Origin of the sequence: Sphingomonas phyllosphaerae (assembly GCF_036946485.1) — a bacterium.
GTDB lineage: Bacteria > Pseudomonadota > Alphaproteobacteria > Sphingomonadales > Sphingomonadaceae > Sphingomonas > Sphingomonas phyllosphaerae_E.
Genome location: NZ_JAQIJA010000002.1, coordinates 111,548 through 133,728, shown reverse-complemented (window position 1 = coordinate 133,728; position 22,181 = coordinate 111,548). Strand labels below are relative to the sequence as shown.

At 66.0% G+C, this 22,181-nt stretch carries 18 protein-coding genes, 1 tRNA gene and 1 other annotated feature; of the genes, 9 read left to right on the top strand and 10 right to left on the bottom strand.

What is annotated here, in order from left to right:
- Positions 1–28: 28 nt before the first annotated feature.
- Both PGN16_RS06100 and PGN16_RS06095 read right to left on the bottom strand, forming a co-directional pair.
- Entirely contained in the window at positions 29–439 is a 411-nt protein-coding gene (locus PGN16_RS06100; protein WP_335308525.1) for a YybH family protein, read from the bottom strand.
- Position 440: 1 nt separating this feature from the next.
- Positions 441–1,724, bottom strand: coding sequence for a bifunctional diguanylate cyclase/phosphodiesterase (locus tag PGN16_RS06095; protein WP_335308524.1), 1,284 nt, complete (start codon positions 1,722–1,724; stop codon positions 441–443).
- Between the two features lie 89 nt (positions 1,725–1,813).
- On the opposite strand from PGN16_RS06095, the gene moaA reads away from it, so the two are divergent.
- The 3 genes from moaA (at position 1,814) to PGN16_RS06080 (ending at position 3,751) form a co-directional block, all read left to right on the top strand.
- On the top strand, positions 1,814–2,824 hold the full coding sequence (gene moaA / locus PGN16_RS06090; RefSeq protein ID WP_335308757.1) for a GTP 3',8-cyclase MoaA: 1,011 nt from the start codon (positions 1,814–1,816) through the stop codon (positions 2,822–2,824).
- Positions 2,821–3,600, top strand: coding sequence for an NAD kinase (locus PGN16_RS06085; RefSeq protein ID WP_335308523.1), 780 nt, complete (start codon positions 2,821–2,823; stop codon positions 3,598–3,600). Before moaA ends, PGN16_RS06085 begins: the two co-directional genes overlap by 4 nt.
- Positions 3,601–3,676: 76 nt before the next feature.
- Positions 3,677–3,751, top strand: a tRNA-Asn gene (locus tag PGN16_RS06080).
- Between the two features lie 231 nt (positions 3,752–3,982).
- Here PGN16_RS06080 and PGN16_RS06075 read toward each other — a convergent pair.
- Positions 3,983–4,363, bottom strand: a complete 381-nt coding sequence (locus PGN16_RS06075; RefSeq protein WP_335308522.1) for a hypothetical protein — start codon at positions 4,361–4,363, stop codon at positions 3,983–3,985.
- A 71-nt stretch (positions 4,364–4,434) separates the two neighbouring features.
- Here PGN16_RS06075 and PGN16_RS06070 point away from each other — a divergent pair, with 71 nt between their 5' ends.
- On the top strand, positions 4,435–5,040 hold the full coding sequence (locus tag PGN16_RS06070) for a CC0125/CC1285 family lipoprotein (RefSeq protein WP_335308521.1): 606 nt from the start codon (positions 4,435–4,437) through the stop codon (positions 5,038–5,040).
- A gap of 67 nt (positions 5,041–5,107) precedes the next feature.
- Here PGN16_RS06070 and PGN16_RS06065 read toward each other — a convergent pair whose 3' ends face one another.
- Both PGN16_RS06065 and gluQRS read right to left on the bottom strand, forming a co-directional pair.
- A complete protein-coding gene (locus PGN16_RS06065) occupies positions 5,108–6,592 on the bottom strand; it encodes a SulP family inorganic anion transporter (protein WP_335308520.1) in 1,485 nt (494 codons plus the stop codon).
- A 69-nt stretch (positions 6,593–6,661) separates the two neighbouring features.
- Positions 6,662–6,717, bottom strand: a sequence feature (sul1 is cis-regulatory element that is thought to sense ions involved in sulfur or methionine metabolism; They are found in Alphaproteobacteria).
- Between the two features lie 191 nt (positions 6,718–6,908).
- On the bottom strand, positions 6,909–7,712 hold the full coding sequence (gluQRS, locus tag PGN16_RS06060; protein WP_335308519.1) for a tRNA glutamyl-Q(34) synthetase GluQRS: 804 nt from the start codon (positions 7,710–7,712) through the stop codon (positions 6,909–6,911).
- Between the two features lie 76 nt (positions 7,713–7,788).
- Between gluQRS and PGN16_RS06055 the strand changes: the two genes are divergently transcribed.
- Genes PGN16_RS06055 through PGN16_RS06045 form a run of 3 tightly spaced genes read left to right on the top strand, consistent with a single transcriptional unit; the run spans position 7,789 to position 10,806 of the window.
- A complete protein-coding gene (locus tag PGN16_RS06055; protein WP_335308518.1) occupies positions 7,789–9,849 on the top strand; it encodes a S9 family peptidase in 2,061 nt (686 codons plus the stop codon).
- Between the two features lie 7 nt (positions 9,850–9,856).
- Positions 9,857–10,420 (top strand): DedA family protein, encoded by a 564-nt coding sequence (locus PGN16_RS06050; protein WP_335308517.1) that lies wholly within the window; start codon positions 9,857–9,859, stop codon positions 10,418–10,420.
- Positions 10,417–10,806, top strand: a complete 390-nt coding sequence (locus PGN16_RS06045; RefSeq protein WP_335308516.1) for an acyl-CoA thioesterase — start codon at positions 10,417–10,419, stop codon at positions 10,804–10,806. Before PGN16_RS06050 ends, PGN16_RS06045 begins: the two co-directional genes overlap by 4 nt.
- Positions 10,807–11,023: 217 nt before the next feature.
- On the opposite strand, the gene tal is transcribed toward PGN16_RS06045, so the two are convergent.
- From tal to PGN16_RS06025, 4 genes are all read right to left on the bottom strand, one after another.
- On the bottom strand, positions 11,024–12,133 hold the full coding sequence (gene tal, locus PGN16_RS06040; RefSeq protein ID WP_335308515.1) for a transaldolase: 1,110 nt from the start codon (positions 12,131–12,133) through the stop codon (positions 11,024–11,026).
- A gap of 110 nt (positions 12,134–12,243) precedes the next feature.
- On the bottom strand, positions 12,244–14,313 hold the full coding sequence (tkt, locus tag PGN16_RS06035) for a transketolase (RefSeq protein ID WP_335308514.1): 2,070 nt from the start codon (positions 14,311–14,313) through the stop codon (positions 12,244–12,246).
- Between the two features lie 69 nt (positions 14,314–14,382).
- Positions 14,383–15,057, bottom strand: a complete 675-nt coding sequence (rpiA, locus tag PGN16_RS06030; RefSeq protein ID WP_335308513.1) for a ribose-5-phosphate isomerase RpiA — start codon at positions 15,055–15,057, stop codon at positions 14,383–14,385.
- Between the two features lie 161 nt (positions 15,058–15,218).
- Positions 15,219–15,521: a hypothetical protein gene (locus PGN16_RS06025; protein ID WP_335308512.1), complete on the bottom strand. Its 303-nt coding sequence runs from the start codon at positions 15,519–15,521 to the stop codon at positions 15,219–15,221.
- A gap of 159 nt (positions 15,522–15,680) precedes the next feature.
- On the opposite strand from PGN16_RS06025, the gene uvrA reads away from it, so the two are divergent.
- Positions 15,681–18,566: an excinuclease ABC subunit UvrA gene (gene uvrA, locus PGN16_RS06020; protein ID WP_335308511.1), complete on the top strand. Its 2,886-nt coding sequence runs from the start codon at positions 15,681–15,683 to the stop codon at positions 18,564–18,566.
- Between the two features lie 81 nt (positions 18,567–18,647).
- Here the strand turns inward: uvrA and PGN16_RS06015 are convergent, their stop codons facing one another.
- Positions 18,648–20,438 (bottom strand): DUF262 domain-containing protein, encoded by a 1,791-nt coding sequence (locus PGN16_RS06015; RefSeq protein WP_335308510.1) that lies wholly within the window; start codon positions 20,436–20,438, stop codon positions 18,648–18,650.
- Positions 20,439–20,595: 157 nt separating this feature from the next.
- Between PGN16_RS06015 and PGN16_RS20190 the strand changes: the two genes are divergently transcribed.
- Positions 20,596–22,164, top strand: a complete 1,569-nt coding sequence (locus PGN16_RS20190; protein WP_443019588.1) for a DUF3597 family protein — start codon at positions 20,596–20,598, stop codon at positions 22,162–22,164.
- The last annotated feature ends 17 nt before the right edge of the window (positions 22,165–22,181 follow it).

Here is a 22,181-nt window from a genome sequence, read left to right as displayed (position 1 = left end):
GCGGATCAAGCCCGGGACGACGACGGCCTCAGCTGCTGTGGTCGGAAATGATCTTCCAGCCGTCCTTGCGCCGCTCGAACAGCAGCGTCGTCAACCCGGTCTGCGGCGCACCGCTCGCCGGCGTCAGCGTCCAGCGCGCGACATGCAGGACGTGGACGGCGCTCAGCGGGCGCCACGCCATCGGCTGGAAGCTGAGCCGCCCGCGCGTGTTGCCGCCCGCCGTAAAGCTTTTGGCATACCGCCCGGCGATCGCCGGCTTGCCGCGCACCACCTTGTCGCCGGCCACATAGACCGCGTCGGTCGCATAGATCGCCGTGAAGCGCGCCAGATCGCCGGCGTTCCAGCCCGCGGCGCTGTCGGCCATCGCGGCCTCGATCGCCGCCTGCGGGGTGGCCGGCTGTGCAGCGGCCGCGATCAGGGCCGGCACGATCAGCAGCATGTCATTTCCCCTTCACCGATCCGCTGCGCACCAGCTCGATCAACCCGGCATCGTCGAGCGGCCCGGCACACAGATATCCCTGATAGAAGGTGCAGCCGCGCGCGGCGAGCAGCAGCCGTTGCGCCTCCGTCTCCACCCCCTCCGCGATCGTTTCGAGGCCCAGCCCCTCGGCGATCCCGAGTACGCCCTGCAACACCACGCGATTGCGCGCGTCGCTGACCGCCGCCTGCGTCAGGCTGCGGTCGATCTTGATATAGTCGAGCGGCAGCGTCGCGACATAGGAGAGGCTGGAATAGCCGGTCCCGAAATCGTCGAGCGCCACGCGACACCCCGCCGCCCGCAGTGCCGCCAGCGCGACCCCGGCGGCGCGCAGATTGTCGATCATCGCCCCCTCGGTCACCTCGGCGGTGACGCGGCCGGGCGCGATGCCGGCCTCGTGGACGCGCGCGAGGAAGCGGCTGACGAACGGCGTTCGCGACAGGTCGGTGGCGGTGACGTTGACCGCGATCCGCAAGCCCGACAGCGCATCCGGCCAGTCGGCGGCGCGACGCAGCGCCAGCGCCTGGACGTGATCGGACAGGGCCACCCCCAGTCCGGCACGCTCCGCCGCCGCCAGCAACGTCTCCGCCCCCAGTTCGCCGAGTCGTGGGTGATGCCAGCGCGCCAGCGCCTCGACGCCGACGATCCGTCCGTCGATCAGGTGGACCTGCGGCTGGAAGCGGACGTCGATCTCCTGCCGCTCCATCGCGCGGTGCAGGTCGGCGGCGAGCGCGGCGATCGGCACACCGCTGCCCTCGGTCGCGACGCGCGTGGTCACGCCCTCGCTCGCCCGCGCATGGGCCAGCGCCTCGGCGGCGCGGCGCAGCAGATGGTCGAGCGGCTCATGATCGATCCGCCGCGCCACGCCGATCCGCGCGCCGAGGTGGATCGTCTCGTTGCCGATCGTGAACGGCTGTTCGAGCGCGCGTTCGACGGAATCGACCGCCGCGTCGCCGGTCTGCGCATCGCCGGCCACCACGATCGTGAAGGTCGCGCCGCTGCGCACCGCGGCGCTGCGATAATCCGCCAGCGCATTGCTCAGCCGCTCGTCGATCGCCGCGACGAGCTGATCGCCGGTCGCGCGACCATAGGCCGCGTTGACGATCTCGAAACTGGTCGGCGCGGCGGTGATCGCGGTGACGTCACGGTCGGCCGAGGACACCAGTTGAAGCTGTTCCTCGCTGGCCGATCGTTCGCCACGCCGACGACCGGCGGCGCGCTGCATGGTTCGTGTCTGACGCTCCATGATGCCGGTCGTAGGCGGTGGCGCGCGGCGCGGCAATCCGATCTTGCCGGGGCGTGAACGACTCAATAGCTTCGCGCGTTGTGACCGCGATGACTCAGAACAGCAGCACGGCCGCGCCGCTTGTCGACGGCTTCGGCCGCACGATCCGATACTTGCGCGTGTCGGTAACGGATCGCTGCGACCTGCGGTGTCGCTATTGCATGGCGGAACATATGACGTTCCTGCCACGCGAAAAAATCGCGTCGCTCGAGGAATTGGCGATCATCGCCGAACGGTTCGTGGCGCGCGGGGTGCGCAAGGTGCGCCTGTCGGGCGGCGAACCGCTGGTGCGGCGCGACGTGCTGCAACTGGTCCAGCGGCTCGGCCGGCACGTCGGCGGTGCGCTCGACGAACTGACGATGACCACCAACGGCACCCGGCTGCGCGATCATGCCGCGGCGTTGCGCGACGCGGGGGTGCGGCGGCTGAACGTCAGCCTCGACAGCCGCGATCCCGATCGCTTCCGCCACATCACCCGCCACGGCGATGTCGCGCAGGTCCTGGACGGGATCGCCGCCGCGCGCGACGCCGGACTGGCGATCAAGATCAACATGGTGGCGCTGAGGGGCATCAACGAGGATGAGATCGCCGCGATGCTCGACTGGTGCGTTGCGGAGGGTCACGACCTGACGCTGATCGAAACCATGCCGCTCGGCGCGATCGACGAGGATCGCACCGATCGCTTCCTGCCGTTGACCACGGTGAAGGAGCGGCTCGACGCACGTTTCGGGCTGGAACGCGACGCGGCGCAGACCGGCGGCCCGGCGCGCTACTGGCGCGTCGACGGCAGCGCCACGCGGCTCGGGCTGATCTCGCCGCTGACGCAGAATTTCTGCGACGGGTGCAATCGCGTCCGCCTGACCACCGAAGGCCGGCTCTATACCTGCCTGGGCCACGACGATCATCGCGACCTGCGCGCCGCCTTGCGTGAAGGTGGCGTCGCGGCGCTCGACGCCGCGATCGAGGATGCGCTGACCACCAAGCCGCGCCGCCACGATTTCCGCATCGGGCACGGTGAGGGTCCGGCGGTCGCACGGCATATGAGCGTCACCGGCGGATGACGCTTTATTCCCGGCGGGCGCTGGTCGCCTCGCCCACCGCCCCCGCGCAGGCCGCGCGTGCCGAACTCGCCGACGCGTGGGACTGGTGCCCGCTGGAGGACGCCGATCTGGTCGTCGCGCTGGGTGGCGACGGCTTCATGCTCCAGACGCTGCATCTGCTGCTGGAGCGGCGGCGCGCGATCGTCCCGGTGTTCGGGATGAACCTCGGCACCGTCGGCTTCCTGATGAACGAATGGCGCCGCCACGATCTGGACGGCCGGATCGAACGAGCGCGGGCGTTCAAGGTGACGCCGCTGACCGCCACCGCAACCGGCTTCGACGGCAGCATCCACACGCTGCCCGCGATCAACGAGGTGTCGCTGCTGCGCGAGACGCGCCAGACCGCCAAGCTGGAGGTGCGGATCAACGACCGCATCGTGCTCGATGAACTGTCGTGCGACGGCATCCTGGTCGCCACGCCGGCGGGGTCGACGGCCTACAACCTCTCGGCACACGGCCCGATCCTGCCGCTCGGCTCGCAGATGCTGGCGCTGACCCCGATCAGCGCCTTCCGCCCGCGGCGCTGGCGCGGCGCGATCCTGCCCGACAAGACGCGCGTGTCGCTGCGCGTGCTCGACGCGGGCAAGCGCCCCGTCTCGGCGGTCGCGGACCAGCGCGAGGTGCGCAACGTGGCGCAGGTCGACATCGCGATGGACCGCGCGCGCGAGCTGACCTTGCTGTTCGATCCCGAGCACGCGCTCGACGATCGCATCACGATGGAGCAGTTCGTCGCATAAGTCAGAAAGATGAAATAAGGGTCTTGCGCGCCGAAAATCCGGCTTTATAGACCCCCTCCACGACGTTGAACGACGTTCCCTGATAGCTCAGCGGTAGAGCTCTCGACTGTTAATCGAGCGGCCGTAGGTTCGAATCCTACTCAGGGAGCCACCTCTTTTCGCCGGAGCCAATCGCTTCGGAAGTTGCGAAAATCGAGAGGTTCACGGTCGATCCTCCACCACGATGACGGCGTCGCTTGCCGAACCTTATCGGCGTCCGCGATCTGGAAACCTCCTGCGTCATTGCGAGCGCAGCGAAGCAATCCAGGGCGTCCCGATCAGGACCCGGATTGCATCGTTATCCCCGCCATGACCGCACCCGTTCACACCAGCGGTGGCCCGCTCACCCACCCTGCTGCGGCAAGCCCGAATCCGACCGGCGAGTCCGCATCGCCTCATTGGCCTCGTTCGCATTCGCCTTGTCGATCTGCGTCCATTCGGCGCGCGTGTGGCATGTCTTCTTGGTGAAGCGGCTGCCGGTCACGCCCATTTCCTTGCAGACGCGCTGATTGGGATCGACGGGCTTGGGCTCCCTGGCCGAAGCCAGCGCGGGGATCGAAAGCAACATCACCGCCACAGGCACCATCAGCTTCATCGAACCGTCCCCCGCCATCCGCATCGAATCGATGCCGGCATCGATCTTACGGCACCACCGCGTCGCAGAACAATCGCCGCGAAATCCGCCCGCTACACCGCCGCGCCGCCGCGGAGCGATTTCGTTCATCGCACGTTCCACTCATCTCGGCTATGCGACGGCTCGTCGCACCGCCCGGGTGCGTTGGAGAGTACGCCATGATGAAGAAGTTCGGCCGCTCAGCGATGGTGATGGCGCTGGCGGCCAGCACGACGCTGGTCGCGGCCTGCGCCACCGAGACTGCGTATCGGCCCGCGACGGGCAGCGGCTTCTACCGCACCGGTTACAGCGACCTGCGGATCGAACCCAACCGTTACCGCGTCACCTTTGCCGGCAACACCGTCACCGATCGCGATGTCGTTGAACGTTATCTGCTGTTCCGCTCTGCCGAGCTGACGCTCCAGAACGGTTACGATTATTTCGTGATGGCCGATCGCGATACCGATCGTCAGGCGCGCACCTATTCGACGCCCGGCTTCGGCGGCGGCTGGGGCCCTGGCTTCGGCGCGTTCGGCGGCGGTCTGTGGGGTCCGCGTTGGGGCTTCTACGGCCGCGGCTTCGGCTATCGCGCCTGGGACCCGTTCTGGGGCGGCCCGTGGGGCGGCTGGGGCGGTGGCCAGGACATCCGCACCGTCGACCGGTACGAGGCATCGGCCGAGATCGTGATGTTCAAGGGCACGCCCGATCGTGGCAACGTCCGCGCCTTCAATGCGCGTGCGGTGGTGGATTCGATCGGCCCGACGATCCGTCTGCCCAAGGCATCATAATCAGCCCATCCCGCCGGATGGCGAGAGGGGCATCGGTCCGGGTGACCGATGCCCCTTTTCTTTTCGTTCAATGCGGTACGGCGCCAAGCTCGAACCCGGTCTTGTCATGCAGTGCGAAGCGATCGACCAGATCCGCGCTCGCCTCATTATAGCCGACGATCTCGACCGCCGCCCCTTCGCGCCGTAGCCGCGCGACGATCTTGTCGAGCGCCGCGACCGCGGAGATGTCCCAGAAATGCGCCGCCGAGACGTCGATCACCACCGACGACGCCCGTTCCGCGGCGAAGGCGCGCGTGAACAGGTCGACCGAGGCGAAGAAAATCTCGCCACGCACCCGGTAGCGGACCGGATCGCTCGCGACGCGCTCGACCGCGAACATCCGCCGCACCTTGCCCGCGAAGAAGATCCCCGACAGCAGCACGCCCGCCGCGACGCCCTGCGCCAGATCGCGGGTCGCGACGACGACCGCCACCGTGACGAGGATCACGATCGACGAGGTCGGCGGGTGGCGGCGCAGATTGGGGATCGAGTTCCAGCTGAAGGTGCCGATCGACACCATCACCATCACCGCGACCAGCGCCGGCATCGGCACGCGCCCGACCACCGGCCCCAGCACCGCCAGCAGGAACAGCAGGAACGCGCCCGCGACGAAGGTCGACAGCCGCTTGCGCCCGCCCGAGGTGACGTTGATGACCGACTGCCCGATCATCGCGCAGCCGCCCATCCCGCCGACCAGCGCAGCCGCGAGGTTCGCGCCGCCCTGCCCCATGCATTCGCGGCGCTTGTCGCTCTCGGTATCGGTCATGTCGTCGACGATCTGCGCGGTCAGCATTGATTCGAGCAGCCCGACCGCCGCCATCGTCAGCGAATAGGGCAGGATGATGCGCAGCGTCTCCAGCGTCAGCGGCACCTGCGGCAGCGCGAGCGACGGCAGCCCCTCGGGAAGCCGTCCCATATCGCCGACGGTGCGCACCGGTAGGCCGAGCAGGATCGCCAGCACCGTCAACACGACGATCGCGACCAGCGGCGACGGCACCGCCCTGGTGACGCGCGGCAGCAGGTAGATGATCGCCAGCCCGCCCGCGACCAGCGCATAGCTGTGCCAGCTCACGCCGATAAGCTGCGGCAGTTGCGCCATGAAGATCAATATCGCCAGAGCGTTGACGAAGCCGGTGATGACGGAGCGCGAGACGAACTGCATCAGCAGGTCGAGCCGCAGCAGCCCCGCGACGATCTGGATGACGCCCATCAGGATCGTCGCGGCGAACAGATAGTCGACACCATGTTCGCGAACCAGCGGGGTCACGACGACGGCGACAGCAGCGGTCGCCGCGGAGATCATCGCCGGCCGCCCGCCGAGCAGCGAGATGACGATCGCGATCGCGATCGAGGCATAAAGCCCGACGCGCGGATCGACTCCGGCGATGATGGAAAAACCGATCGCCTCGGGGATCAGCGCCAGCGCGACGACGACCCCGGCGAGGATCTCGCGGCGCGCCTCGCCCACATCCGCGCACCATGCGGATCGGAAATGCGAAAAGATATTGGTCATGAGCCTGTTGAAACCACAACACGCATCGGCGCCCACGCAGGGGACGCTGGGTTCGGAACGATACGTGGAGGTTGCCCGGCGGATCGGCGGCCGGGATAGCCACCCGGATTTGCACCGGGTCCATGCGGATGCGGGGCTCATAGGCGAACCCAGCCCGTCGCGGCAAGACCCGAAGCCCGTCGCCCCTGCGAAGGCAGGGGCCCATGTCTGTAGAGTGGAAGAGAAAGGCCGACACACAACCGGCCAAGCCCTGTGTCAAACCGCTCACCAAGCCGACGCAGCCATAGGCCCCTGCCTACGCAGGGGCGACGACGACCTACACCACCCCCGCCCGCAGCCGCGCCGCCACCTCGCCTCCATCCACCCCCGCCTCGCGCATCGCCGCGAGCGTCGGCGCGCCATGCCGCTTCGCCAGCCGCGCGCCATCCTCACCCGTCAGCAGGTCATGATGCCACCATCGCGGCACCGGCAGTTCCAGCAACGCCTGCAGCACCCGGTGGACATGCGACGCCTCGAACAGATCGCGCCCGCGTACCACATCGGTCACGCCCTGCGCCGCATCGTCGACCGTCACCGCCAGATGATAGCTCGCCGGCGCATCCTTGCGCGCCAGCACCACATCGCCTTGCGCCAGCGCCGCGTTCGCCACCGTCTGCCCATGATCGCTCCACGACAGGTCACCGCAGCGCGCCACCGCCGCCGCCATGTCGAGCCGCCAGCAATGCGGCGCATCCCGCACCGGCGCATGGCGACAGGTTCCCGGATAGACGGCGACCGCGTCATGTGGCGCGCTCAATGCCTCCGCTATCTCTGCGCGTGTGCAATAACAACGATATAGCAGGCCCATCTCGCGCAGATGCTCAAGAGCGGCAGCATAGCGATCCAGCCGCGCCGACTGGCACACTACCTCTCCGTCCCATTTCAGGCCCAGCCAGCGCAGGTCATCGATGATCGTCGCGACATGCTCGGGCCGGCTGCGCGTGCCGTCGATATCCTCGATCCGCAGCAGGAACCGCCCGCCGCGCTCACGCGCAAAATCGTGTGCGCGCAGTGCGGAAAAGGCATGTCCCATGTGCAGCCGCCCGGTCGGCGAGGGCGCAAAACGGGTGACGACGCTCATGCCCGGCGATGTGCGCCGTGCCGCGCGCGCCGACAAGAGGGTGACGTTTGGCAATATCGCGCGTTAGGAAGCGCCTATGACCGAACCCACGCCCCCCGTCTCCGCCACCCGCCCGCACAGCTACACGATGCACGGCATCACGATCGACGATCCCTGGGCGTGGCTGAAGGACCCGAACTACCCCGACGTCACGGACAAGGACATTCTCGCCTATCTGGAGGAAGAGAACGCGTATTTCGAGGCGCAGATGGCGCCGCACCGCCCGTTGGTCGACCGCCTCTACGAAGAGATGAAAGGCCGCATCAAGGAGGACGAGAGCAGCGTTCCGCAAAAGGATGGCGACCATCTCTACTGGACCGCCTTCGAGACCGGCGGTCAGTATCGCAAATGGTGGCGCAAGCCGGTCGCGGGCGGCCCCGACGAACTGCTGCTCGACGAACCGGCGCTGGCCGAGGGCAAGGAATATTTCCGGCTCGGCGCCTTCTCGATCTCGAACGATGCGAGCAAGCTGGCCTATGCCATTGACGACAATGGCTCGGAGCGGTTCACGATCCACGTCAAGGACCTGACCACCGGCGCCCTGCTTCCGGACACGATCCCCGGCATGCTGTCCGAGATCGTCTGGACCGCCGACGACAGCGGCTTCCTCTACGGGCTCGCTAACAAGGAATGGCGCACCGACAATGCGCGCTTCCACCGGCTCGGCACCGACCCGGCCGAGGATGTCGAGCTTTATCATGAGGATGACGAGGGCTATCGCGTCGCGGTCGGCGAAACCAGCGACCGCAAGTGGATGGTGATCGGCACCGGCGATCACGTCACCAGCGAGATCCGGCTCCTGCCGGCAAGCGACCCGTTCGTCGAACCGATCCTGATCGCGCCACGCCAGCCCGGACGCGAATATGACGTCGACACGCACGACGACACGCTCTTCATCCACACCAACGACACCGACCCGATGTGGCGGCTGGTCACCGCGCCGATCTCCGCGCCCGGCGAATGGACCGAGCGGATCGCGCCGAGCCCGCATTTCTACACGACCGGTGTCGAATGTTTCCGCGACTTCTTCATCGTCGAGGGCCGCGAGGACGGGCTCGATCAAATTGAGATCCACGCCTACGATCCCGCCTCGCCGCCGCGGCGCATCGCTTTCCCGGAAGCGAGCTACGCCGCGGGGCTCGGCGACAATCCCGAGTACGAACAGACAGTTCTGCGCCTCGGCTATGAGTCGATGGTAACACCGAGCACCGTCTACGACTATGACACGGCGACCGGCGAACTCACCACATTGAAGGTGCAGGAAATCCCGAGCGGCTATGACGCGACGAAGTACGACACCCAGCGACTGAAGATCGCCGCCCGCGACGGCACCGAAGTGCCCGTGTCGATCGTCTATCCGCGCGACTTTCCACGTGATGGCTCGCGGCCGTTGTTCCTCTACGCTTACGGCGCCTACGGCCACGCGATCCCGCCGGGGTTCTCGACCGGCATCCTCAGCCTGCTCGACCGCGGCTTCGCATATGCAATCGCGCACATCCGCGGCGGCGACGACCTTGGCCAGCAATGGTATCACGACGGCAAGCTCGAGAAGCGCACCAATACTTTCAATGACTTCGTCGACGTTGCGAAGGGGTTGATCGAACAACGCTGGACGAGCGCGGGTCGCATCGCGATCGCCGGACGTTCGGCGGGCGGCGAGCTGATGGGCGCGGTCGTCAATTCCGATCCGCAGCTATGGGGCGCGGTGATCGCCGACGTGCCGTTCGTCGACGTGCTCAACACGATGCTCGACGAGACGTTGCCACTCACGCCCGGCGAATGGCCCGAATGGGGCAATCCGATCGAGGACAAGGCAGCCTTCGAACTTATTCGCAGCTACTCTCCCTATGACAATGTGAAGGCTCAGAATTACCCGTCGCTCTTCATCTCGGGCGGGCTCAACGATCCGCGCGTGACCTATTGGGAGCCCGCCAAATGGGCCGCGAAGCTGCGCGCCACCAAGACCGACGATAACGTCCTGCTGCTCAAGACCAACATGGGCGCAGGCCATGGCGGCAAGTCCGGTCGCTTCGAGAGCCTGCGCGAGGCCGCCGAGGAACATGCCTTCGTGCTGTGGCAATTGGGCGTCGAGGCATGACCGCGGCATGACGATCGAGGCGATCGTCGCGCGTTACGGGCTCGCCGCGCTATTCGCTGGCGCGGCGCTGGAGGGCGAGGCGGCGGTGATGGCGGGCGGCATCCTAGCACACAAGGGGCTGTTGTCGCTGCCGCTCGCGATGCTCGCCGCCGGGCTCGGCTCTTATGCGGCCGATCAGGCGTGGTTCTACGCCGGCCGCCATTTCCGCGACCACCGCTGGATCGCCGCCGCGCGCGCCAAGCCCGCGTTCGCGCGCGCGGTCGCCGCGTTCGAGCGCCATCCGACCGCGTTCATCTTCGCCTTCCGCTTCCTCTATGGCCTGCGCACCGTCAGCCCGATCGCGATCGGCTCGACCAACGTCTCGGCACGGCGTTTCGCGATCGTCAACGGCGTGTCGGCGACCTGCTGGGCGATCCTGTTCACCGGGATCGGCTATCTGTTCGGGCATGGCTTCGAGCAATTGCTCGGTCGGATCGTCGCCGACCGGCATCTGTGGTGGGCGGTCGGCGCGCTGCTCGCGGCGGGCATCGCCTTCGCGGGCTGGCGCTGGTACAAGGCGCGTCACGCATGACCTTCACGCAGACCTTCACCGCGCAACCCGCCGACATCGACGAGCTGGGCCATGTCAACAACGCCGTCTGGGTGCGCTGGATACAGGAGCTGTCGGTCGCGCACTGGGCGGCGATCGCCCCGCCGGCCCACCAGGCGGCCTATGTCTGGATGATCACCCGCCACGTCATCGACTATCGCGGCAATGTCGTGGAAGGCGAGACGGTGACCGGCGAGACCTGGGTGCCCGACCCCCCGCGCGGCGCGCGTTTCGACCGCCACTTCCGCTTCCTCGGCACCGACGGCAAGCTGCGCGTCGAGGGCGTGACGACATGGGCGTTGCTCGACCGCGCAACCGGGCGGCTGCTGCGGATCACGCCGGAGATCGCGGCGCCGTTCCAGTCGTGAGCGTGTGTGCCTCCCCCGCCCCGTTCGTCCTGAGGAGGGGCTGAGCCTGTCGAAGCCCCGTCTCGAAGGACACGCGCAACAACCGTGCTTCGAGACGCCATCTCGACTTCGCTCGACGGCTCCTCAGCACGAACGGTGTGGGTGAGGCGAGCAGCGAGCCTTGGCAGAAAAGGGCGGAGGCGGTCGCCAGCCCCCGCCCCCTTCTCACCTCGCAAAATCAAGCGTTCGCCGGCTGCTTCTCGCCGATCACCTTCAACAGATCGTCGAACGACTTGGAGAAGCTCGCCACGCCCTCGTCGACAAGCGTCTTGGTCACGCCGTCCAGATCGAGCCCCAGCCGCGCCTGCTCCGCGATCACATGCCGCGCCTCATCGACGCCCTGCGTCAGCGTCTGCGCGACCGTGCCATGGTCGCGGAACGCGTCCATCGTCTTGGGCGGCATGGTGTTGACCGTCTCCGGCCCGATCAGCTGGTCGACGTACAGCGTATCGGGATAATCGGGGTTCTTGGTGCCCGTCGACGCCCAGAGCAGCCGCTGCGGCTGCGCGCCCTTCGCCGCCAGCTTCTGCCAGCGCTCCGAGGCGATGAACTCCTGATACCAGGCATAGGCCAGCTTGGCATTGGCGATCGCCACCTTGCCCTTCAGCGCCTTGGCCTCTTCGCCGCCGGTGCCGGCGTCGATCGCATCGTCGATCTTGCTGTCGATCCGGCTGACGAAGAAGCTCGCCACGCTCGCGATCCGCTCTACGGACAAGTCCTTGGAGATGCGCTCCTCCAGCCCCTCGACATAGGCATAGGCGACCTTCTTGTACGCCTCGACCCCGAACAGCAATGTCACATTGACGTTGATCCCCTTGGCGATCGTGTCGCGGATCGCGCGCACGCCGTCGTCGGTGCCGGGGATCTTGATCATCAGGTTCGGGCGGTCGACCGCCTGCCACAGCCGCTCGGCTTCCTCGGCGGTTTCCGGGCCCTTCAGCGCGAGATACGGCGACACCTCAAGGCTGACATAACCGTCCTTGGAATCCAGCCGGTCGTAGACCGGGCGCAGCGTGTCGCACGCCGCCTGGATGTCCTTGATCGCCTGCGCCTCGTAGCGCGCCATCGGCTCGGCGCCCGGATTGGCCTTGTCGAATTCGGCGAACCCCGCGTCATAGGCATCGCCCGCGCCCATCGCCTTCTCGAAGATCGTCGGGTTGGAGGTGACCCCGGTCAGCCCGTCCTCGTCGACCAGCTTCTGCAAACCGCCCTGTTCGAGGAACTTGCGATCGACGAAGTCCAGCCACACCGCGGTGCCGGCGTTGCTGAGGTCCTGTAGCTTGCTCATCTGCTCTCTCCGGTCTGTCATCCCCGCGCCGGCGGGGATCCATGTCTCTCACCGCGCACGGTGTCGCCTGCCGATATAGTCATGGGCCCCTGCCTTCGCAGGGGCGACATTCACGCCATCGCTTCCTTGGCCACCTTCACGACATTCTCGACCGTAAAGCCGAACTTGTCCTGCAGCTTGGCGAGCGGCGCCGACGCCCCGAAGGTCGACATCGTGATCTGCCGCCCCTCGTACCCGACGTAGCGATCCCAGCCGAGCGACCCGGCCATCTCGATCGCGACGCGCGCCTTCACCGCCCGCGGCAGCACGCTCTCCTTGTAGGCGGCATCCTGCAATTCGTAGCGATACCAGCTCGGCATCGACACGACGCGCGCCTTGACGCCTTCGGCGACCAGTCTCTCATAGGCCTGAACCGCCAGCGACACTTCCGATCCGGTCGCGATCAGGATCACGTCCGGCGTCTCCTCGCCACCCGCCAACACATAGGCGCCCTTTTCGACGCCATCCGCGCTCGCGTACTTGGAGCGATCGAGCGTCGGCAGCGCCTGCCGCGACAGGATCAGCGCCGCCGGGGTGCTTGCATCCTTCATCACCGCCCGCCATGCCGCTGCGACCTCGTTGGCGTCGCCCGGCCGGAACGTGTCGATCCCCGGGATCGCGCGCAGCGTCGCGAGATGCTCGATCGGCTGGTGGGTCGGCCCGTCCTCGCCGACGCCGATCGAGTCATGCGTGAACACCCACACCGCGCCGATCTCCATGATCGCCGACAGCCGCACCGGCGCGCGCATGTAATCGAGGAACACGAGGAAGGTGGAGCCATAGGCGCGCAGGTGCGACAGCGCCATGCCGTTGACCACCGCCCCCATGCCATGCTCGCGCACGCCGAAGTGGAAGTTCGAGCCGCCGTAATTGTCGGCCTCGAACGACGCCGCGCCCTTGATGTCGGTCTTGGTCGACGGCGACAGGTCGGCCGAGCCGCCGAGCAGCCACGGCACCTTCTTGACGATCGCGTTGAGCACCTTGCCGCCCGCGTCGCGGCTGGCGACGCCCTTTTCGTCGGCCTCGAAGGTCGGGATTTCGCTGTCCCAGCCCTCCGGCAGCTCGTCCTTGAGCAGCAGGTCGAGTTCCGCCGCAAGATCAGCATGTTCGCTGCGATACTTGTCGAACAGCGCTACCCATTCGTCACGCGCCTTGCCGCCGCGGTCCTTCACCGCCTTGCTGAACGCTTCCTTCACGCCCTCGGGCACGAAGAAGTCCTCGGCCGGCCAGCCGTACGCTTCCTTTGTCTTGGCGATATTCTCGGCGCCCAGCGGTTCGCCATGCGCCTTCTCGCTGCCGGCGCGCGGGGAGCCCCAGCCGATCACCGACTTGACGACGATCAGCGTCGGCGCCTCGGTTTCCTCGCGGAACGCGTCAAGCGCCTCGGTCAGCGCCTTGACATCGTTGGCGTCATCGACATGGATGACGTTCCAGCCATATGCATGGAAGCGCGCGCCGACGTCCTCGTCGAACGCCAGATCGGTATCGCCCTCGATCGAGATCTGGTTGCTGTCGTAGATCCAGCACAGATTGCTGAGTTTGAGATGCCCGGCCAGCGACGCCGCCTCGGCCGAGACGCCCTCCATCATGTCGCCGTCGCCGCACAGCACATAGACGTCGTGATCGAACAGCGCGAAACCCGGGCGGTTGTAGCGCGCCGCCAGCCAGCGCTCGGCGATCGCCATCCCGACCGAATTGCCGCAGCCCGCGCCCAGCGGCCCGGTGGTCGTCTCGACGCCGGTGGTGTGGCGATATTCGGGGTGGCCCGGCGTCTTGGACGACAGCTGGCGGAACTGCTTGATGTCATCGAGCGACATCGCCGGCTTGCCGGTCTTGTTGCCCTCGGCGTCGATCTCCTCGACCCCGGCGAGATACAGCAGCGAGTAGAGCAGCATCGAGGCATGGCCGACCGACAGCACGAAGCGGTCGCGGTTCGGCCAATCGGCGTGTGCCGGGTCGTAGCGCAGGAATTGCGTCCACACCGTCCAGCCGACCGGCGCGAGCGCCATCGGCGTGCCGGGGTGGCCCGAATTGGCCTTCTGCACGGCGTCCATCGACAGCGTGCGGATCGTATCGATCTGCAGCCGCTCCGGGCTGCCGTCCTCGTGGAAACCGGCGGGCGAGCTGGCGGTGTCGGTCATGCAATCCTCATGTCGGGAGTCACGGGGTCGAACGCACCGGCGCGACGCCGGTTGCCGAGTCCCGCCCCCTTACCCGCTCACCTCGACGCGTTCCAGCCGCGTAACGACGCCGTCATCCGCGACATAGGTCGCATCCACTTCGTCGAGGAACAGCCCGTGCCCGAGCACGCCGGGAGTCGCATCCAGCGCCGCCGCCAGCGTCACCGGGTCGGGAAAGACCGCAAACCGCGCGTCGAGCACGAGATTGCCGTTGTCGGTCACCCCGTCGCGCACCGTCACGGCCGCATCGAGCATTGCCAGCCGATCGGCGACATAGCCCTTCGCGAACGGCAGCACCTCGACCGGCAGCTTGGCCGCGCCGATCGCCGCCACCCGCTTCGAGGCGTCGGCGATCACCACCATCCGCGTCGAGGCCGCGGCGACGATCTTCTCGCGCAGCATCGCCCCGCCCGCACCCTTGATCGCCCACAGCCGGTCGTCCACCTCGTCCGCGCCGTCGATCGTGAGGTCGACCCGCGCCACCTCGGCGAAGTCGCGCACCACGATCCCGAGCGCCGCCGCGCGTTCGGCGCTGTCGATGCTGGTCGCGACCGCGGTGATCCGCAGGCCCTCCGCGACGCGTCGCCCCAGCGCCTCGATCGCGAAGCGCACCGTCGACCCCGTGCCGAGCCCGACCAGCATGTCGGGCTGCACCTCGGCCACCGCTGCCTCGGCGGCAGCGCGCTTGTCATCGTCCTGCGTCATCACCGCCACAGTGCATCAACCCCGCCCCGGTTGCACCCCCTCCGTCATCCCGGACTTGATCCGGGATCCCGCTTCTTTTCCACGCCTTCCGACAAAAAGCGGGGCCCCGGATCAAGTCCGGGCCGACGACGGAGGCAGGGAGTCGCTCCAGCCGAGCCCCTTCAAGAACGCGGCGCGAAAATCTTCCCCACCAGCAACTCGGCCGCGCGCGCGAACGCCTCGCCGGGTTCGGCCCGCGCCGCCTCCGGCTTCGCGCCATCAGCCTCCCCGGCCCGCTCCGCCGCCTTCGCCGCCTCGCGGGTCAGCGCCGCGGTCGCCACAGCGCCGACCACCGCCGCCAGCGCCTGCTTGCCCGCCGGCCCCTGCACCTGCTCGATCAGCTTTTCGCCGGCCTTGCGCAGTTCCTTGGGCACCTTCACCCCCAGCACTTCCTTGGGCAGCTTACCCTTCTTCTTCTTGGCCATCGCCTCGCGTCTCCTGACTGTCGCATTCATATAAGACACCACCACCGCCCCGCAACCGTCGCGTCGCTGATGCGTCTTGCCGCAGTGCGGCACCCGCCCCACATCGCGCGCTCGCCGCGGGGCTGGACGCGGCCGAACAGATATGGAACAAACTCCCTTATGGCATTGACGACGATCTCCGTCCGCGGCGCGCGCGAGCACAACCTCAAGGACGTGAGCGTCGACATCCCGCGCGATACGCTGACGGTGATCACCGGCCTCTCGGGGTCGGGCAAGTCGAGCCTCGCCTTCGACACCATCTATGCCGAGGGGCAGCGCCGCTACGTCGAATCGCTGTCGGCCTATGCGCGCCAGTTCCTCGAGCTGATGCAGAAGCCCGACGTCGACCATATCGAGGGCCTGTCCCCCGCGATCTCGATCGAGCAGAAAACCACCAGCCGCAACCCGCGCTCGACGGTCGCGACCGTCACCGAGATCTACGATTACATGCGCCTGCTGTGGGCGCGTGTCGGCGTGCCCTATTCGCCGGTCACCGGGCTGCCGATCGCCGCGCAGACCGTCAGCCAGATGGTCGACCGCGTGATGGCGCTGCCCGAGGGCACGCGGCTCTACCTGCTCGCGCCCGTCGTGCGCGGCCGCAAGGGCGAGTATCGCAAGGAGCTGGCCGAGTGGCAGAAGGCGGGCTTCACCCGCGTCCGCATCGACGGCCAGATCCACGAGATCGACGAGGCCCCGGCGCTCGACAAGAAGTACAAGCACGACATCGAGGTGGTCGTCGACCGGCTCGCGGTCAACGAGAACGCCGCCACCCGCCTCGCCGACAGTTTCGAGACCGCGCTCAAGCTCGCCGACGGTCTGGCGTACATCGACCCGGCCGACCCGGTCGAGCCGCGCACCCCCGAAAGCGTCGTGCTCGGCGACCACGCCCCGCCCGGCCGCATCGTCTTCTCCGAGAAGTTCGCCTGCCCGGTCAGCGGCTTCACGATCACCGAGATCGAGCCGCGCCTGTTCTCGTTCAACGCCCCGCAGGGCGCGTGCCCGGCATGCGATGGGCTCGGCGAGAAACTGGTGTTCGACGAGGACCTGATCGTCCCCAACCACGAATTGTCGATCAAGAAGGGCGCGGTCGTCCCCTGGGCCAAGTCCAACCCGCCCTCGCCTTATTACATGCAGGTGATGGCCAGCCTCGCGCGCGAGTTCGGCTTCTCGCTCGACACCGCCTGGGGCGAGCTGCACCCCGAGATCGCCGACAAGATCCTCTACGGCACCGAGGGCAAGGCGGTGACGCTGACCTTCATCGACGGCAAGAAGAGCTACGACGTCAAGAAGCCGTTCGAGGGCGTGATCGGCAACCTCAACCGCCGCCTGCTCCAGACCGAGAGCGCGTGGATGAAGGAGGAGCTGTCCAAATACCAGTCGAGCCAGCCGTGCGAGGTCTGCAAGGGCGCGCGGCTCAAGCCCGAGGCGCTGGCGGTCAAGATCGCCGGCGAGGACATCAGCCACGCCACCCGCATGAGCGTGGTCGACGCGCTCGCCTTCTTCACCGACCTCCCCAACCACCTGGGCGACCAGCAGCGCGCGATCGCCGAACGCATCCTGAAGGAGATCATCGAGCGGCTCGGCTTCCTCAACAACGTCGGGCTCGACTATCTCAACCTCGACCGCACCAGCGGCACGCTGTCGGGCGGCGAGAGCCAGCGCATCCGCCTCGCCAGCCAGATCGGCAGCGGGCTGTCGGGCGTGCTCTACGTCCTCGACGAGCCGTCGATTGGGCTGCACCAGCGCGACAACGACATGCTGCTCGCCACGCTGCGCCGCCTGCGCGACCTCGGCAACACCGTGATCGTCGTCGAGCATGACGAGGATGCGATCCGCATGGCCGATTATGTGATCGACATGGGGCCGGGCGCGGGCGTCCACGGCGGGCAGATCGTGGCGCAGGGCACCGTCAAGCAATTGCTCAAGAGCAAGACCTCGGTCACCGCCGATTACCTCAACGGCACCCGCGAAGTCGCGGTCCCGGCCAAGCGCCGCAAGGGCAGCGGCAAGAAGCTCACCGTCCACAACGCCACCGCCAACAACCTGACCGGCGTCACCGCGTCGATCCCGCTCGGCACCTTCACCTGCATCACCGGCGTGTCGGGGTCGGGCAAGTCGAGCTTCACGATCGACACGCTCTATGCCGCCGCGGCGCGCACGCTCAACGGCGCGCGCATCCTCGCGGGCAAGCACGACAAGATCACCGGGCTCCAGCATCTCGACAAGGTCATCGACATCGACCAGTCGCCGATCGGCCGCACCCCGCGCTCCAACCCCGCCACCTACACCGGCGCGTTCACGCAGATCCGCGACTGGTTCGCGGGCCTCCCCGAGTCACAGGCGCGCGGTTACAAGCCCGGGCGCTTCTCGTTCAACGTCAAGGGCGGGCGCTGCGAGGCGTGCCAGGGCGACGGCGTGCTCAAGATCGAGATGCACTTCCTCCCCGATGTCTATGTCACCTGCGACGTCTGCCACGGCGCGCGCTACAATCGCGAGACGCTGGAGGTGAAGCACAAGGGGCACAGCATCGCCGACGTGCTAGACATGACCGTCGAGGACGCCGCCAGCTTCTTCGCCAACGTGCCCCCGATCCGCGACAAGATGGCGATGTTGGTCGAGGTCGGGCTCGGCTACGTCAAGGTCGGGCAACAGGCGACGACCCTGTCGGGCGGCGAGGCGCAGCGCGTCAAGCTCGCCAAGGAACTCAGCCGCCGCGCCACCGGCAACACGCTGTATATCCTCGACGAACCGACCACCGGCCTGCATTTCGAGGACGTCCGCAAGCTGCTGGAGGTGCTCCACGCGCTTGTCGAGCAGGGCAACACGGTGGTGGTGATCGAACACAATCTCGACGTCATCAAGACCGCCGACTGGATAGTCGACTTGGGGCCCGAAGGCGGCGTAAAGGGCGGCGAGATCGTGGCCGCCGGCACGCCCGAGGAGGTGGTGAAGGAACCGCGGAGCTTTACGGGGCGGTATCTGGTGCCGTTGTTGAGGGAGGGGTGAACGGCGGAGCGAATTGTTCGGCCGTTCTAAAAGTCTTGGTGATTGATAAGATCAGGCCGCCCCTCGGAGGAAATGGCTAAATCAAATCAACAGATATCTTTTAAAAAATTGCGGCAGTTGTGAAGGCTGAAGCTTCTCCAATTGAGCCCCTGATCTCACGTAATAGTCTTCTTTATAAAGGCTCGGATCGGGCATACCTACGGCCTCAAAAACATAAACCGTCTTATCGTAGTATCGAACCGGCTTGATGTTACTGGCAATGTAGCCCTTTAAAGGCTCAGAGACGGCGGATGACCTCACTTTATCGACAATCATCTGAAACATCTGATCTGCATTCTTGCCGATTTTCTCAGCCTCATGCCCAACGCCAGTCACAAAGAAGGACTCATACGTTCTAGGAGAGCTGCCAGACACCGACTCGACTCTTGCGGCCGTTGCTGCGTTCTCCGCTACACCAACCAAAACATAACCCTTCCTTCCCTTTCCGAGATTAGCAATGCCAACTAATGTTTGCATTATTTTATCGAAAGAGTCCTCATCGAAAGATGACGTTCCCGAGAGATTAAGAAAGCCTTGCTTAAAGTCATATGCGCTTTGCTCGGTATACGACTGGCTAAGTAGATTTTGAAGCTGAGTTATCCAAACAATTTTAGCGGGATCAACCTCGGTCGCAGGAGAAAAATGCTTCTGATAAATTCCAACCGCAGCTTCAACAGCCTTTTCCCTATTTTCCGAACCCCAGCGACCACCACCACCCTGCACCTTGATATGATCGGCACTCGCTCGAATGCCTTTTATGAATGCATCACGGTCAGTCACTTGTAGATTTTTACTCACAAGAAGATCATGCAACGCAAGAAATATTGCTTGGAAGTATCTTGGAACCGGATTCTCTTGGCGCTCACTAAAGAAAAGTTGGGTGAAGGTTTCACCGGCCTTTTCAAGCGTTAACTTTATCTGATCAAGGACACGAAGAAAATCCAGCTGAACGAGCTCAGCCGTTCGGCGCTGCACAAGGTTCTCTATCTCTTCGAACCTTACCGCTGAAAATCCTTCACCACCTTGATAGTAGTCATCCAAGAACTCCGTTCTTGACGAAACAGCCGCATCATTAACCATGTAAGAGATTATATCAGCAATTAACTCTTCATCTTGGCTTTTTCGTACATTGTCGCGGGATAGAATGCCATTTGATACCCAAAACATATCATCAACCGGGATCCCATAACTTAGATCCTTATTGGTAATACTGATTTTCTGCATCTCGTTTAAACGTAAGACATCTGAGAACGAATCGTCGCCCCTAACTTTTGCGGCTAGCTTTCGAACCAGCGTGGCAAAATGACCAGTAGCCCCCGCAGAGCGCAGTTCTTGCCGAGACAGTTGACGACCGCCGGAATTAATTCGACGGAAGATGGTATCGATTGCTTGCTCGTCTGCAAATTCGTAGATTGACAAGGGCACAAGGTATGAAGCTATCGCGACACACGCGGATCTCTCCATCTTAGGCTGCTTTTGCGCAAGAGCGCGGCGGTCAACAAGCTCCTTCGTTACCGCCATTGTTTCCAAGTCAAAAAATTGCCCCGCAACAGAATACCTATTTTCAATGAACGAAACGATCGCGTCGAGCCGCTGCATTCCATCAATGATTTCAAGATCATTACCAGACCTGCTAGCACTTTCTGCCAGCAGGATTAGCGGAACCGGAAAGCCGCGCAGTATTGAGTCAATGAACGCCTGCTTTTCTTCAATCGTCCATATCAGCTTCCTTTGATATCGACGATTTACTACAAAACGACGCTCATTGTAGTTGCCATAGACGCGCTCAACGGCCTCGCCGCGTACAGTGAGATCTGGTGACGCAGTTGCCATGAAGCCCTCAAATATGTGCGGCTCGTATAGTACCTTGGCTTGCGTCGACGGTCCAGAAGAACGGCAGACAACCACAGACGCAAATGTGACGTCCCTGTCCTACACGCTCCAACATAAGCCACCCTCCCGCACCCTTTCCGCAGGAGGCGCACCCAACATGACCGTCATGACCCCGATGGAAGGCATCACCGCCCCCGCCCGCCGGGCCACGACGCCGCCCCCCGCCGTCACCCTCCTCACCGATACCACCCAGTCCCGCCGCCACGACGGCTGGTCCGCCACCAACCAGCGCACCTTCCTCGAAGCGATCGCCGAGGGCCACGGCGTCGACGCCGCCTGCGCGCGGGTCGGGCTGTCCGCCACCTCCGCCTATGCCTTCCGCCGCACCGCCAAGGGCGCGGCGTTCGCGCTCGGCTGGCGCGCCGCGTCGCTCGTCGCGCGCGAGGTCGTCGCCGAGACGCTGATGGCCCGCGCGCTCCACGGCCAGACCGACACCTACACCCGCGCCGACGGCTCGATCGTCACCCGCCACCGCCACGACAACCGCCTCGCAATGAGCCTGCTCGCGCGCCTCGACCGGCAGGTGGAGGCCGCCCCCGACACCGACGTCAAGGCCGCGCGGCTCGTCGCGCAGGAGTTCGACGCCTATCTCGATCTCGTCGCGGGAGGCGGCGGCGCCGCACGCGCCGGGCTGTTCCTCGCACAGCGCAGCGGCGCGCTCGACGCAGACGACGCCACCGCCCCCGATCTCGCCCCGCTCTACGCGCTCGCCGCCGCGGACCGCTTCGCGCGCACCGGCCACGCCAGCGCCGCCGACGTGCCGGTCGCCGATCTCGACCCCGCGCAGCGCCAGCACTGGTCCGCCGAACAATGGACACGCGCCGAGGCCGCCGGGCTGATCGCCTTCGCCGCCCCGCCCGCGCCCGCTCCGACCCCGCCAGCGTCTCAACATTCGCAACATTCGCCGCCCGAGGAGCCGGTCTGGTGGGACGACGAGGCGGAGGACTGGCGCACCTTCTTCCCGCCGCCCGCCGGCTTTCTCGGGATCGAGGAGGGCGATCCCGCCAACGCCGATTACGAACGCTCGCTCACCGAGGCCGAGGAGGCGCTGATGGGCGACCCGCCCGAGGATGCGGATTGGGCGATGCTCGCGCAACTCGCCTACGAACGCGACGCATGGTTCGGCGCCCGCGCCGCGCCGCCGTCGCGGGACGATGCGCCTGAACCTTCGCCGACCGCCGACGTTGCCTGCGCGACACCCACCACACAGGAGCCATCCGACATGAGCATCTTCGGCGCGATCAAGAAGGCGATCTTCGGCGACCACGGCCCGCTCGGCGGCCAGTTCTCGGGAAAGAAGGATGCCCCCGCCGCCGCGCCGGCCCCCAGCGCACCGGCCGCGCCCGCCTCGCCCAGCCCGGCTCCCGCCCCGGCGGCTCCTGCGCCTGCACCCGCCGCGCAGGCCCCGGTCGATGTCGAGGCGGTGTTGACCGGCATCGCGCAGCGCAAGGGCAACCCCGATCTCAACTGGCGGACGTCGATTGTCGATCTGATGAAGCTGCTCGATCTCGATTCCAGCCTCGCCAACCGCAAGGAACTGGCCACCGAACTCGGCTATCAGGGCGAAAAGGATGGTTCGGCCGAGATGAACATCTGGCTCCACAAGGCGGTGATGCGCGAGTTGGAGAAGAGCGGCGGCACGGTGCCGGCGGCGCTCAAGGATTGACGCTTCGGCGGACGGCG